The organism is Rossellomorea sp. LJF3, from assembly GCF_037046045.1.
Classification (GTDB): domain Bacteria; phylum Bacillota; class Bacilli; order Bacillales; family Bacillaceae_B; genus Rossellomorea.
Genome location: NZ_JBANLY010000016.1, coordinates 13779 through 27714 on the forward strand (window position 1 = coordinate 13779; position 13936 = coordinate 27714).

The 13936-nt window shown below is 46.0% G+C and carries 15 protein-coding genes; 4 read left to right on the forward strand and 11 right to left on the reverse strand.

All coding sequences use genetic code 11. The features are described from left to right. Nucleotides 1-35: 35 nt before the first annotated feature. Complete coding sequence (locus V8G47_RS14870; protein WP_061811408.1) at nt 36-1109, reverse strand: M42 family metallopeptidase; 1074 nt, start codon at nt 1107-1109, stop codon at nt 36-38. A gap of 232 nt (nt 1110-1341) precedes the next feature. Here V8G47_RS14870 and V8G47_RS14875 point away from each other — a divergent pair, with 232 nt between their 5' ends. Continuing rightward, complete coding sequence (locus V8G47_RS14875) at nt 1342-1656, forward strand: PepSY domain-containing protein (RefSeq protein ID WP_061811407.1); 315 nt, start codon at nt 1342-1344, stop codon at nt 1654-1656. A 42-nt stretch (nt 1657-1698) separates the two neighbouring features. On the opposite strand, the gene V8G47_RS14880 is transcribed toward V8G47_RS14875, so the two are convergent. Beyond that, a complete protein-coding gene (locus V8G47_RS14880; RefSeq protein WP_336200817.1) occupies nt 1699-2541 on the reverse strand; it encodes a YtnP family quorum-quenching lactonase in 843 nt (280 codons plus the stop codon). 121 nt (nt 2542-2662) lie between these two features. Continuing rightward, complete coding sequence (trmB, locus tag V8G47_RS14885; RefSeq protein WP_336200818.1) at nt 2663-3304, reverse strand: tRNA (guanosine(46)-N7)-methyltransferase TrmB; 642 nt, start codon at nt 3302-3304, stop codon at nt 2663-2665. A gap of 234 nt (nt 3305-3538) precedes the next feature. On the opposite strand from trmB, the gene V8G47_RS14890 reads away from it, so the two are divergent. Continuing rightward, nucleotides 3539-3817 carry a YtzH-like family protein gene (locus V8G47_RS14890; RefSeq protein WP_060672940.1) on the forward strand — a complete coding sequence of 93 codons (279 nt, stop codon included), beginning with the start codon at nt 3539-3541 and terminating at the stop codon, nt 3815-3817. A 1-nt stretch (nt 3818) separates the two neighbouring features. Here the strand turns inward: V8G47_RS14890 and V8G47_RS14895 are convergent, their stop codons facing one another. The 4 genes from V8G47_RS14895 to thpR form a co-directional block, all read right to left on the reverse strand. Further along, complete coding sequence (locus V8G47_RS14895; protein ID WP_034765627.1) at nt 3819-4592, reverse strand: phosphotransferase family protein; 774 nt, start codon at nt 4590-4592, stop codon at nt 3819-3821. A gap of 192 nt (nt 4593-4784) precedes the next feature. Then, nucleotides 4785-6923 (reverse strand): type I pullulanase, encoded by a 2139-nt coding sequence (gene pulA, locus V8G47_RS14900; RefSeq protein WP_336200819.1) that lies wholly within the window; start codon nt 6921-6923, stop codon nt 4785-4787. Nucleotides 6924-7158: 235 nt separating this feature from the next. Beyond that, on the reverse strand, nt 7159-8103 hold the full coding sequence (locus tag V8G47_RS14905) for a nuclease-related domain-containing protein (RefSeq protein WP_336200820.1): 945 nt from the start codon (nt 8101-8103) through the stop codon (nt 7159-7161). A 23-nt stretch (nt 8104-8126) separates the two neighbouring features. Beyond that, the gene (gene thpR, locus V8G47_RS14910; protein WP_336200821.1) at nt 8127-8678 is read right to left on the reverse strand and encodes an RNA 2',3'-cyclic phosphodiesterase; all 552 of its coding nucleotides are present in this window, start codon (nt 8676-8678) and stop codon (nt 8127-8129) included. A gap of 165 nt (nt 8679-8843) precedes the next feature. On the opposite strand from thpR, the gene cysK reads away from it, so the two are divergent. Further along, nucleotides 8844-9773: a cysteine synthase A gene (gene cysK, locus V8G47_RS14915; RefSeq protein ID WP_336200822.1), complete on the forward strand. Its 930-nt coding sequence runs from the start codon at nt 8844-8846 to the stop codon at nt 9771-9773. Nucleotides 9774-9817: 44 nt separating this feature from the next. On the opposite strand, the gene V8G47_RS14920 is transcribed toward cysK, so the two are convergent. From V8G47_RS14920 to pepV, 3 genes are read right to left on the reverse strand one after another with little or no spacing between them, the layout of a single operon-like run. Beyond that, a complete protein-coding gene (locus tag V8G47_RS14920; RefSeq protein WP_336200823.1) occupies nt 9818-10093 on the reverse strand; it encodes a hypothetical protein in 276 nt (91 codons plus the stop codon). A gap of 20 nt (nt 10094-10113) precedes the next feature. Next, complete coding sequence (dat, locus tag V8G47_RS14925; RefSeq protein ID WP_336200824.1) at nt 10114-10962, reverse strand: D-amino-acid transaminase; 849 nt, start codon at nt 10960-10962, stop codon at nt 10114-10116. A gap of 23 nt (nt 10963-10985) precedes the next feature. Further along, complete coding sequence (pepV, locus tag V8G47_RS14930; RefSeq protein ID WP_336200825.1) at nt 10986-12392, reverse strand: dipeptidase PepV; 1407 nt, start codon at nt 12390-12392, stop codon at nt 10986-10988. Between the two features lie 386 nt (nt 12393-12778). On the opposite strand from pepV, the gene V8G47_RS14935 reads away from it, so the two are divergent. Next, nucleotides 12779-13000 (forward strand): DeoR family transcriptional regulator, encoded by a 222-nt coding sequence (locus V8G47_RS14935; RefSeq protein WP_034765604.1) that lies wholly within the window; start codon nt 12779-12781, stop codon nt 12998-13000. A 194-nt stretch (nt 13001-13194) separates the two neighbouring features. Here V8G47_RS14935 and V8G47_RS14940 read toward each other — a convergent pair whose 3' ends face one another. Continuing rightward, nucleotides 13195-13920 (reverse strand): pseudouridine synthase, encoded by a 726-nt coding sequence (locus V8G47_RS14940; protein ID WP_336200869.1) that lies wholly within the window; start codon nt 13918-13920, stop codon nt 13195-13197. Nucleotides 13921-13936: the final 16 nt, after the last annotated feature.

The window sequence follows — 13936 nt, forward strand, 5'->3', positions numbered from 1 at the left end:
AATGAGACAGCTCTTAGCTATTTTTCTAGTGGTGATCAACCATTGGATTTAATGGTCTCGATGGTCGAGCGGTCGCACTCTTTCACTAACTTGACGATCAGCTCTTTGGCAGCCGCATAATCATCTACATGGATCATGGACGCATGAGTATGGATATATCTTGAACAGATGCCCACGACAGCACTCGGTACGCCTTCATTTGACATATGAACTCTTCCGGCGTCTGTACCGCCTTGTGAGACAAAATACTGATACGGAATGTCGTTTGACTCTGCTGTATCCAATACAAATTCCCTGATTCCCCTGTGCGTCACCATGGATCGGTCGAGGATGCGGAGGAGTGCCCCTTTTCCAAGTTGACCAAATTCATTCTTATCCCCTGACATATCATTTGCAGGACTCGCATCGAGTGCAAAGAAAATATCCGGATTGATCATATTGGCTGCCGTCTGGGCACCGCGCAGTCCGACTTCCTCCTGAACCGTAGCACCGGAGTAAAGGGTGTTGGGCAGGTTTACGCCCTGAAGCTCTTTTAATAATTCAATGGATAATCCGCATCCGTAACGGTTATCCCAGGCTTTGGCCAGGATCTTCTTCTCATTGGCCATCGGGGTGAACGGACAGATCGGCACAATCTGCTGACCTGGTTTGATTCCGATTTCACGTGCATTTTCCCGATCATCCGCACCGATATCGATGAGCATATTCTTGATGTCCATCGGCTTGCGGCGCTGTTCTTCACCTAGCAGGTGAGGAGGTATACTTCCAATCACACCTGTCACCGGCCCGTTATCCGTCATGATTTGGACCCGCTGAGCGAGCAGTACCTGGCTCCACCAGCCACCGAGGGTTTGAAAACGGATCATTCCATTGTCTGTGATCGATGTAACCATGAAGCCCACTTCATCCATGTGGCCGGCAACCATGACAACGGGATCCTGATCGCTGCCTTTTCTCACACCGAATACTCCGCCCAATCGATCTTGCACGATTTCATCGGAATACCGTGATAAATGCTCTTTCATAAATGCCCGGACCGCATGCTCATTACCGGGAGCTCCCTGTAATTCAGTCAATGTCTTAAATAGCTCTAACGTATCTTGTTTCATGTCTTATGCCCCTTTTATATAAAATCTGCAGTATGTATAATCTTATTTTACAGAACTTTCGCACCTCTTACCACCTATTGAGAATAAAAGCAGTTCTCTTTTTTCTGTTTTCTTTGATAGAATGTACCTAAGGATGACAAATTATCGATCATTGCCGGCAAGGCTAGCAGGGACTAAGATGGACGGTCCGAGGCTTCCGGCACGTGAAATTAGCCTGTGGAGGGAACAAAGGATGAATTGGAAATCTTTCGTATTTGGACTGGGAATCGGAGCAGCGGGCGGATATCTGCTTAAAGAAAAGCTTGATGATTCCCGCCTTATTTCTGCTGAAAAAGTATTAAAAGACGTCAAACTTTCATTCAAAAAAGAAGGCAGCATCGATGGTTCATGGATCGGGATGAAGCCTGAAGACTATCAGAAGCACCACGTCAGCACCAAGGTGTATAAAGGCGGTATATCAAGACGGAAAGACGGCGAACTCGAGCAGTATGAGTTCGTAGCCGACGCTTATACCGGTACGGTGGTGGATGTATACCCTTTAACGTAAAAAAATGGGATGATCCCGATTCACCCTGGGATCATCCTTTTCTTATTTTTCCCTCATTACCTTATCAATGATTTCCCCGTCTCTATTCCACTTGATGCCTCTATATACCGCATCATGATAGAAAAGGAACCAGTACTCTTCTTCAATCGCTTTCCCAATCCATTTTTCTTTTGCCCCGATGGACGTCATCGGATAGTCATCATAAGCGAGTACCCATAATGGATTCTTGTGTGCGTGAGTCGGCATGATATCTGCCATATGGATGAATGTCTCTCCACCGTGCTCCAAAAGGATGATCGAGTGGCCGTCACTGTGACCGCCGGTGTGAACCATCTTGATCCCCGGAAGGACCTCTATCTCATCCTTGAACGTTTCCACTTGGGATTGAATGCTTTCCCAATTTTCCTTCCAGTATGTATTGCGGGAGCGCACGTTGGGATTCCTCATCTCATCCCATTCCACCTGAGAGGTGTAGATGACGGCATTCGGGAAGACTGGAACCAATTCCTCTCCCTCAACCTTCGTCAACCCGCATGCATGGTCAAAATGCATGTGTGTCATCAAGACCACATCAATATCATTTGGCGTAAGGCCAAGGGATGCAAGGGATGCTTCAATATCCGATTCCTCATGCACACCGTAATTGCGCTTTTGTTTATCATTCAGCTTCCCTTTGCCGATACCCGATTCGATCAAGACATTTTTCCCTTTCCACTGAAAGAAAAGTGGATCGGTTCGCAATTCGATCTGATTGTATTCATTGACTTCATACTTTTTGGACCACAGCGGCTTTGGGACCACTCCAAACATGGCTCCCCCATCCATGTGAGTCACGCCGCCGTTCAACCAGTGTATCGTAAGATCTCCAACCTTCAACGTTTCCATCCTGACTCCTCCTTTGTTCATACTCCTTCATTTTATCAGAATACATGGACAACTTGTAGGCTGATGCCTCGGCAATCAAAAAACAGCCCTGTACATTCACAGGGCTGTCTTCCTCTTATGATCAATGTTGAAACTGGGCTTCGACGCGGTAGATTCTTTGCCCTTTGGCGGAGAATTTTTCTTCGTATTCGGTCATGATATTGCCTTCGAATTCACTGTTATGGAGATCCAGGCTTAAGAAGTTCAGATGCAGGCCATACCATGAGAAACTCTGTAATGAGTATTCGAACAGTCCCTGGTTATCTGTCTTGAAGTGGATTTCTCCTTTTTTAATCAGGATCTGTTCATACATGGACAAGAAGTCCTTATATGTCAGGCGGCGTTTTTCATGGCGGTTTTTCGGCCATGGATCAGAGAAGTTCAGATAGACCCTGTCCACTTCCCCTGCTTCGAAGTATTCCGTTAGATTCCTTGCATCGACATTCAACAGCTTGACGTTCGGAAGTTCCGCTTCGATCAGGCGATCAAGAGCTGTCACGATGACACTTTCATATAACTCGATTCCTATATAATTAACGTCCGGATTGGCCCTTGCCATTTCCGTGACGAATTGACCTTTTCCTGTCCCTACCTCGATATGGATCGGGTTATCGTTACCAAACTCTTTGTTCCATTGACCTTTTTTCTCCTGGGGTTCTGCCACAACATACTGTGGATGATCACTGATTTTCTCAGAAGCCCATGGTTTATGACGTAAACGCATGTAGACACCTCATTTTTTATTATCGAAAAAACCATACCATGACTCCCCGTCCTATGCAAGAGCCAAAAATGGAGTGGAGCGCCCGGGTGGAGGTCCGTCCCTCAAAAAAGGGCGCATAATTGAAAAAGGAATTCACACACTAGTAGTGAATTCCTTTTTGGGTCTGGTCATTTGAAGGGACCTTGGGATGTACGTGTTTCATTCAACCAAACGAAAAATGAAAGGGTGTACTCGATGCCTTTAAATTCACAGAATCAAATGCAGTTGTTATCAGATATATTAAGCAATCATTCGACGGATTGCTGCGGTTCGGTTTCGGAATGCGAGCAGGTTGAACGGCTGGTCAAGTCATTGATGGTCAATGCCGATATTCATGAAAACGTCAAACCCGTTTTGCAGGAAATTTATCAGTACAGTCAAAGCGGGATTTCCTCATCTGACTTAACGGACCATATTACGACGAATAAACAAAACCTGTCCCAATGGGTCACGGATATGAACAGCTACTCCTGATTCATATCACCTTGTGTAAATATTGTATCCAATGATTCATTTCGTGGAAGCGCGCTTTCCCTTTATGCCATTGGATGGATAGGATCGTCTGAGCCACAACATACCATTTCATGCGCAGCTTCAAGTTATCGGTAAGCTCCGCACCATATTGGGTCAGCCAGCTTTCCCACTGATCCTCAGGGATATACCAGTATAACAGCAAACCTACATCAAAGGCCGGATCTGCGATCATCGCTCCGTCCCAGTCGATTAAATACAACTGGTTGTAATCAGACAGCAGCCAGTTGTTATGGTTGACGTCTCCGTGACAGACCACATATTCATCCTGTTGTACTTCCATAAGCTCCTTTTGAAGAAATGAAAGCGCCTCTCTGATGACAGGCAATGATAGAAGATCGAACTCGAGTCCCGTCTCCACTTCCGTCAGCATATGCTCCGGTTGAAACGGTTCTTTACCAAGCCGCTCGAGCATGGTTGAAAGAGGTTTTGAGGAGTGGATCTTGTTCAACAGCCTCGCCACCCGTTCATCCTTCATCTCTTCGGGCTTTAACTCTCTCCCATTCAACCAGTGTTGTGCCGTGATGACGTCCCCGTTTTCCATTCGTTTTGTCCAAACAAGCTTGGGCACGATTCCTTCTGCTGATAATACAGCCACAAAAGGGGAAGAATTACGCTTCAGAAATAACCTCTGCTCCTGATACTGAGCAAAGAACGCTTCTCCCGTCGCACCGCCTGCGGGGACTATTTCCCAATCTTGGTCAAATAAGTGTTCCAATATATTCACCTTCTATTGGTCCTTTGTCATGTTTATATGTTCACGTTTATAGGTTCTTTTTTATCATGTTGGTGTCTTATTAAAAGAGTCTAATAAAATAAAAAAGACAGCTATTGGGCAATACAAATCAATAGCCATCTGTTTACGATTTTATCGTCATCTTGCGTTTTCGTCAAGCATTGGAATGAATGGTTACCTTACAAATACATAGGAAGACACCGGCCGGAGGGTGATGGAAGTCTCCTTCACATCATACAGACCGCTTACGCTTGCCTGATTGCCATCCGATAAACAGATCCATTGTTTTCCTTCTGCCAGGGAATACTCGCACGGTTTTGTATCCGAGTGAAAGACCATGAGGATCTCATCCCATGGACCATATGGATGGACATTCTGATAGGTGACATCCACGAGATTCGCCTTGCTGTGAGACACTTTTACATGCTCACGGATCAAATCACTTTTTTGAAAACGGAAGGCCCCATGACTTTTCCGTATCTGTATCAGGGATTTCACATACCGGACCACTTCATCGTACTCTTCTCTTCGGACCCAGTCCAGCTGATTGATTTCCACGGGTGAGTTATAGCTGTTCTCAATGCCCTTTTTCGTTCTGAAGAATTCCTGCCCTGCATGGAGAAACGGGATCCCCTGAGACAAGAGCACCATCGTAGTCGCTAATTTGTGCCTGGCCTTAAGGGTTTCTTCATCTTCATTCATGCACGCCTTCATTTTATCCCACAGCGTATGATTGTCATGGGACTCGACATAGTTCACGGATTGAACAGGTTCTTTAAAGAGTCCCCGTTCCCCGCTCTTCATCCCTATGCTGCCGGTGAGGACCAGCTCCACCTTCTGTTCGAGGTGTCCGTGACCAAGGGCAAAGCCTTTGTCATACAAATTAAATGTACTTCCCTTAATGGTGTCCCTGAACCAATCATTGAATTGTCCGATCCCCTGAAGATGATGGGCATTCCGAAGATTGGCTTTTTGGTGGGGAGGGAGTGGCGTATTCAGATCCCAGCCCTCTCCTATTACTATCGCCCCTGGCAACACTTTATCCACTTCTTCACGGATCACAGTCATCGTCTTAACGTCCAGGATCCCCATCAAATCAAAACGGAAACCGTCGACACCGTATTCTTTTATCCAATAAAGAATCGAGTCGACAATGAACTTCCTTGCCATGAGACGTTCTGATGCAAAGTCATTTCCTACCCCCGTCCCGTTTGACGGTAAGCCATTTTCATCATGCCGGAAAAAATAGCCGGGCACGAGTTTTTCAAAAGATGACTGTTCACGGATGAACACGTGGTTGTAGACCACGTCCTGAATGACCCTGATATTCTCATCGTGAAGGCTTTGGATCACAGCTTTTAATTCCCTGATCCGCTCATATGGATCTTCAGGCTTTAAGCTGTAACTCCCTTCAGGTGCATTGAAAAATAAGGGATTGTATCCCCAGTTATAGTTGGTGTCCGAAGGGTTATCCGTCACACCGTCGAAGTCGTTTACGGGAAGCAGCTCCACATGTGTGACGCCGAGCTCCTTCAAGTACTCGATCCCACTTGAAAATCCTTTCGGTGTCTTCGTTCCTTTTTCCGTAAAGGCGCTGTACTTCCCCCGAAACTTCATCCCGCTCTCTTTCTGGGCAGAGAAATCCCTGATATTCAATTCATATATCACGGCATCCGTCGGAGAGGCTAATGGAGCGAGGGGAGAAACCTTTTCCCGGGGATTGATGATACAGCCCCACTCGCTATTCAATGAGACTGCTTTCGCATAAGGGTCGATCAGCTCATCCCATACGAGATTGATGCACGGGAGGATTGAATACAAATAGCCTTCTATGTCGGTATCGACCCGGCATTCCCATACACCTTTTTCCGTTCTCGTATACGGGTATTGGATTTCTTCATCATCCGGGGACTTGAGCTTCAACCGAACCTCTGTCGCAGTCGGGGCCCATACCTTGAATACGGTGCATCCATCCTGATACGTAACACCAAGGTCATTTCCATCGTAATAATACCTTTGATCAAATTCTTCGGTCCGTATGACCGCCCCGATTTGAAGGTCCGTCTTTGTACCATGTTCGTCGACGATTTCATACGTGTCGCCTAAGATGATCTTTTCACTCTGAATGGTCGTCACATATTTCATGGCATCATGCAAGGGGATCTTCTCTTCAATATGAAGAGCGATCTTTTCATCATCCTTGATCAGGGTGAAGTGATTCGAATTCCCTTCATGATAATCGTATGGAAGGATCATGGTAATTACATTGAATGTATCTAAAAACGCATCATAATGCCTGCTAATGACTAACACTTCTGCCACCCACTTTTGTTTAACATTTTCCGACTCTCTGCCATCTTTTGAACTGTATTCGTTAAAATGACCGCTACCATATAGTATTCACTGCATTCCTATTTGCTCCGCTGTTCACGGTTTCATATCATGTCTATCTTGATTCTCTTAAGGTATATGCCTGCATAGTGTGAAGTAGTCAATCAACCTCTTTTTGAAAGGATATACCCTATACTGTTCTCCTCAAAACCGCCGGCTACTCATCTGACGCCGCTTCTTCCCACTGAAGCCTCTTGAAGGAAGTCGTTTGACAATACTCCATAATGGCCTGAGCCGCTTTCAGCTGGACACTCTTGATCGGTGAGGAGCTTGAACGCTGCTGCTGGAACCATTCATGGTGGATCCGTTTATCCAAGAACTGAATCCCGACTGGGGATTGAGGGTAATCTATGTAACCATTCCTGCTTATGACCGCTTGGTAAATGGGCAGTTCCACCCCGGCATAACGGATGATCTGATGGACGATTCTCTCCATCCTTTTCAAGCCGATAAGGGGATTTAACACCTTTTCTTCCCTATCCCCCCATTTTTTCACCCAGAACCGCTCTCCTGACCCGATGTAGGCTGTTCCCTCTTCAAACTCGAGAAAGGTCAAACACCATATGCCTGTAGGGGTGATCAGGACCGTTTCCAGTTCGACGGGTGCATTTTTAATTTTCAGAACGGGGTTGTACATGACAAAAATATTATCCGGGAAGCGTTGAAGAAGATACCGTAATCGTTCGTCATAATGGTAGCTGTTATCCACATAGGATTTCTCCGTGATCGTGGAACTCGCCCATCTCAGCTGAAAATCAAATACAAGGTTCAAGAAGGACGCCTTCAATTCCTCTTCAGAGTGGATACCCTGACCTGCATCCATGTCCAATTGAAGGTCTTCATCACTCGGCTCTGGTATCGGTTCTTCTTCATCTTCATCCTCTTTCTTCTTAAAAAGGGAAAAGAGCTTGTCTTTCATGGAGTTCTTCTCTTCATCAGCCAATTCCTGTACTGGCGATGGCTTTGGCAGATCTCCATTCTCCCAATGTTGTTTCATTTTTTCCCATTGCTGCTTTTTTAATCGGACAAATTGGGAAGGATATCTATATAAATCCGTTTCGTATCGTGAAACGTAATCTTGAAGTTTAATCAGCTGTGCCATAGGAATCGGTCCTTTCGTGTCGGTCAATTTGCCTGTAAAGGTATGGTGTGGATGGCTTCATACTTAGGCAGCCGGTCCGTGTGGGTTTGATATAATACCACTTCTGTTGCTGTAAACGTATGAGGTTGAAGAGGCTGGAATCCATTCAGCCACTCCCGGGTAAAGGGATATAACTCATTCCATTTCCGCCCCACTGTGATATGCGGTGAAAATGGTCTCTGATCCAATTGAAAGCCCGCTTCTTCACATGAACCATACACAAGGTCCCTGAGACGGTGCAGCATGTCGGAAGGCTCGACCCCCATCCACAGGATCCTCGGGGAATCACTTTTTCCGAACGTACCAAACCTGCTCAAGGTCAATGGAAAAGAAGGATGTGTCAACCTCCCCACTTTATCCATGACAGGCGTGAGTTCATCCGCACTCCCTAAAAAGGCCAGAGTCAGGTGATAATCCTCCGGGTGGACCCATTTCTTGAACGAGCCTTCAATCCTCATCGGCTCCATACACCCATTCAAATACAGCTTCGTTTCCTCAGGCAGGGAAAGCGCAAAGAAATAGTGGGGGTTCAACATATCACCCGTCCTTTCTGTTATTACTTTCATTTTAGCAAAATGTGTCATGAGAGAGAATGACTAGAAGGAAATGCAACAAAAATGAAATACAAAGCTAATTTATTTGATAAGATTTGTCTGAATTAGTACGATAGAAGAAGAATGTTTTCTGAAAGGAAGATGAATATGAAAGTTGTACAAAATATCGCAGATTTGATCGGGGACACCCCCCTTGTAAAATTAAATCGGTTAAACCCTTCTGACGGTGCGGATGTATATGTGAAATTGGAATTCTATAATCCGAGTAAGAGCGTCAAGGACAGAGCCGCCTATCAAATGATCGTGGAAGCGGAAAAAGAAGGCTTCCTGAAAGAAGGTTCGACCATCATTGAGCCTACGAGTGGAAACACGGGGATCGGCCTTGCCATGAATGCAGCAGCACGAGGGTACCGTGCAATCCTTGTCATGCCGGATACGATGACTCAAGAGCGCATCAACCTCCTGAAGGCCTATGGAGCTGAAGTGGTATTGACACCAGGTGACGATAAAATGCCCGGTGCCATCGAAAAAGCGAAAGAACTGACAGAGCAGATCCCTAACAGCTTCATGCCCATGCAGTTTGAAAACGATGCGAATCCGGATGCCCACCGGAAAACAACGGCCCTTGAAATCGTTGAAGCGATGAAGGAAATCGGCAAGCCCCTATCGGCATTCGTCGCTACAGCGGGTACAGGGGGTACGATCACCGGAACAGGTGAGGTGCTTAAAGAGCATTATCCCGATCTTGCTGTCCATGTAGTGGAGCCGGCGGGATCACCGGTCCTATCCGGAGGAAAACCAGGCAAGCATAAATTGGTCGGTACAAGTCCAGGCTTCGTTCCCGAAATCCTGAATACGGATGTGTATGATGAAATTCATAAAATCGAAGACGAACAGGCGTATGACATCGCCCGTCGAATGGCAAGCGAAGAAGGGATCTTGGTCGGACCATCATCAGGGGCCGCCTGTTACGCTGCAATCGAAGTTGCGAAGAAATTATCTCCTGAAGATGTGGTCGTATGCATCGCCTGCGATACGGGAGAACGCTATCTATCAAGTGACTTATTCAGATTTTAATAAAACGACAAGAGGCTGCCCCAGGGGCAGCCTCTTTCTTATGTTCATTTAACATTATGATAATGTGAGATGAATTGTTCTGGAGAAGATTTGACGACGAACGTCCAGACCCCTTCGATGGTGTGAAGATATAAAAACGTATAGTAAGCGGAAAGGGGCTTACTTGTCATATCCATCACATCACTGATGGTGAAGCTTTTCGTAGGAGTGACGATTCGATCACTGTACAAATAAAGATGCTCCTCCGTCTCTACCGTGAATTGCTGGTTGTCTTCTATTCTTCGTTCGGTCTTCATAAATGGTTGTGAACAAATCAACATGTATTGCCTCCAAAACTGGTTTAACGGGCTTCCATTCCTTTTCTATCATTGAACAGCGCCTGAAGCCTTTTCGTGACAGTACCCGGTGTGCCTTCTCCGATTTCCTGTCCATCGATTTCGACCACAGGCATCACTTCTGAAGTGGTACTGGCAATGAATACTTCATCCGCTGCCATCAACTCAGAAACGGAAAACGTCTCTTCATTAAAAGAGATCCCATTTTTTCTACATAGATCTTCAATGACTCTTCTCGTGATTCCATTCAGGATCAGGTTTGTTACGGGATGCGTATAAATGACCCCGTTTTTCACCATAAAGGCATTGGAAGACGAGCCTTCGGTTACCGTGTCGCCGCGATGCATGATCGCTTCGAAGTGCCCACTTGATGCCGCCTCCTGTTTTGCCAGAAGGTTTCCAAGCAGATTAAGGCTCTTTATGTCACAGCGCAGCCATCTGATATCTTCCACGAGCTTGGCTGTTACCCCTTGTTGCATCTGGTGAGCCGGAACAGGGAAGTCCTTTGTATACGCAACGACACTTCCCACTACATCTTCTGAAGGAAAATGATGCTGACGTGCCGATACACCACGTGTCACCTGTAAATATACGATTCCGTCCCTGACGCCATTGAGGTCAATCAAATGAAGGAGCTTTGATGTGAAATCCGCTTCTTCATACGGGATGGAAAGCTTCATTTTTTCAGCGCTTTGATACAGTCTTTCCATATGCTCCTTCATGGTGAATGTGTTTCCGTCGTACACCCGGATCACTTCATAAATGCCGTCCCCGAATTGATAACCACGGTCCTCGATATCGACCTTCGCCTTGTCACGATCGATCAGTTCCCCGTTTACGAATACTGTGTTCATCCTACCCTCTCCCCTTTTCTCTCTTATGATTCACATGCTAATTCATAAATCGCCTGGGCGTAAATGGCCGTCGCTTTAAGGAGATCCTCGATATACATATATTCATCCTTTTGATGGGCAATATCTTCACGGCCAGGGAATAATGCTCCAAAGGCTACGCCGGCTTCGAGGCTTCTCGCATATGTCCCACCACCGATACTCAGTAACTCTCCTCTTTCACCCGTTTGATCTTCATATACTTTTTTCAGGGTCTGTACGAGTTCATCATCCTTGGAAACATGATGAGGCTTGCTGTCTGTGAAATTCTCGATGGAATATCCCTCAATGTTCTCGATGATGCTCTTCCCTTTATCCATATCAAACGTCACCGGATAACGCATGTTCAACCCTAATCGTCCGCCTTCAGCTTCCGAATAACGTAGCTTCCCGACGTTGATGGTCAGATCCCCCGTAATGTCGTCCGTATAGCTGACACCGAGCTGGATCCCCCTTGAATCCTTGAAGAAATGCTTAACCGTGAATTCAAAGAACTGTTTTCCTTGAGAGGAAAGTGGCAGTCCAGATAAGAAAGCGGCTAAATAAAGCCCTGCATTTTTCCCATTGTCCGGCTCCATACCATGTGAAGACACGCCTTCCACCTGGAACACGAGCTCTCCATTTTCGATATAATAGCTTCCTTTGACCCCTTCATCCTTCGTGAAGATTTCAAAGTTCTGTACCCATTTCGTATGATCCTCATCGACAACCAGGATGGCCTTTGCAAAGTCTGGTACCATATTGTACCGGCGTCCGGACTCGAAGGAAAGGACTTTGATCCCTGATTCAGTCACCTGCTCAGGCTTCACCTGGACCAGATCATAGTCCGCGATTCCTTTTTCAGCATGGATGATCGGGAAATCCGCATCAGGAGCAAATCCCATCGTCGGCATTTCCTCATTCTTGAAATAGTGCTCTACGCATCTCCAATCGCTTTCTTCATCCGTACCGATGATCATGCGGATCCTCTTATTGAAGGCTGGATCCAGATCCTTGACGATTTTCATGGCATAATAAGCGGCCATGGTCGGTCCCTTGTCATCGATCGCTCCACGGGCAAAGATCTTCCCGTCCTTGATCTCACCGCCATAAGGATCGACGCTCCATCCGTCCCCTTCAGGAACGACATCCACGTGACAAAGAATGCCCAGAAGATCCTTCCCTTCACCGAATTCCAAATGCCCGGCAAGGTGATCGACATTTTTAGGAGTGAATCCGTCTTTTTCACCCAGCGTCAACAGGTAAGACAGAGCTTCCTTCACACCTTTTCCAAGGGGCGCTTCTTCTGTTCCACCCTCTTCATCCAACACACTTTTAATCTGAAGGAATTTCTGCAAGTCCTTAAGCAAATCATCTTTCCGCTTCTCCACTTCATTCGTCCAATTAATACTCAACCCTACCACCTGCTTTATATGTATTGTCTTCCCCTCCCATTTTATACTGTTTGACGGGGAAATCCAAACGGGGAGGGCCACTCGTTACCGGAGGAAATAACCCACTCCCATCTCAATTCATAATCTAAATACATATTTTTAGCATTTTCTTCATATTCTAGGAATACACCCAACAAGTTACTAGGTAAATTGTTTGTAAATTTGGACAATATTCTAGAAATTTTGTCGGATTAGGAGTACAATGTAATTGTCTGACATCTTATGAGTAAACTCTATTTGTAGAAAAGGGGTTGTCTAAAGCGCATAGTACATATGGTAGCACGTGAGGTGCACACATGACGCATGTAGTCTTTGCCTTTTTGGAAAAATGATGAGGGAGTGGTTTTTTGAAACCTTCAACCAATCGTATGCTCACTAGAATCAAAGCTGTATACATGTACATCAAACAGAAGGGTACTGTAACAACTCAAGATCTTGTAGACGAATTTGGCATTACTCCTCGCACCATACAAAGAGATCTCAACGTGTTAGCCTATAACGACCTTGTCCAAAGCCCGAGCCGTGGTCAGTGGACGACTACAGAGAAAAAAGTGAAGTTGACGTCGTAAACGAAAAGCGTAGGCGGCTTGCTCAGGCCCGACAAGCATAAGACGGGGAACCCGGAAAGGCGCTCTTTGCCTTTTTGGGTTGCTTGGCTTATGACCTCGAGGGACTAGCCGCCGGAGCTGGACATATCGAAAAGCGGACTGAAATAACAAAAAAACGGGACAGCACCTTTAGCGAAGGGTGCTGTCCCGTTTTTTTATTGTGGTTTATATTCTTTCAGAAGGGTTACTTCCTCTTCCGTCAGTTCACGGTACTCACCAAGCTCCAGGTCTTCATCAAGCTCAAGGGGTCCCATGGTCAAACGCTTCAGATAGACCACGCGCTTTCCGACACTTTCAAACATCCTTTTCACCTGATGGAATTTACCTTCCGTAATCGTCAATTCGATATCGGAAGTCAGACCGGATTTTAAGATCGTTAAATCCCCAGGCTTCGTTTCATATCCATCATCCAATGTGACACCATTTTTGAACGCTTCCACATCGGCTTCTGTCACTTCTCCCTCGATTACGGCAAAATACGTCTTCGGCACATGGCGCTTCGGTGAAAGAAGCTGGTGGGATAATTGACCGTCGTTCGTGATCAGAAGGAAGCCTTCCGTATCCTTATCAAGTCTTCCCACTGGAAACGGATTGAAGATTTGATCTTCCAGCTGAAGTAAATCAATGACCGTTTCATCCTGTCCGTCTTCAGTGGCGGAAATGACTCCAGGTGGCTTATTCATCAGCAGGTAGATGAATTCCTTATACTCGACCTGTTCACCGTACAGCATGACGGTATCCTTTTCCGTATTAATATGGACCTTTCCATCCTTGATGACTTCCCCATTCACCTGAAGGCCGCCATCCTTCAATAGTTTCTTTACTTCCTTCCGGCTGCCGTAGCCCATATTCGCAAGCATTTTATCTATTCTCAAGTCAATCACACTCCATTCATTA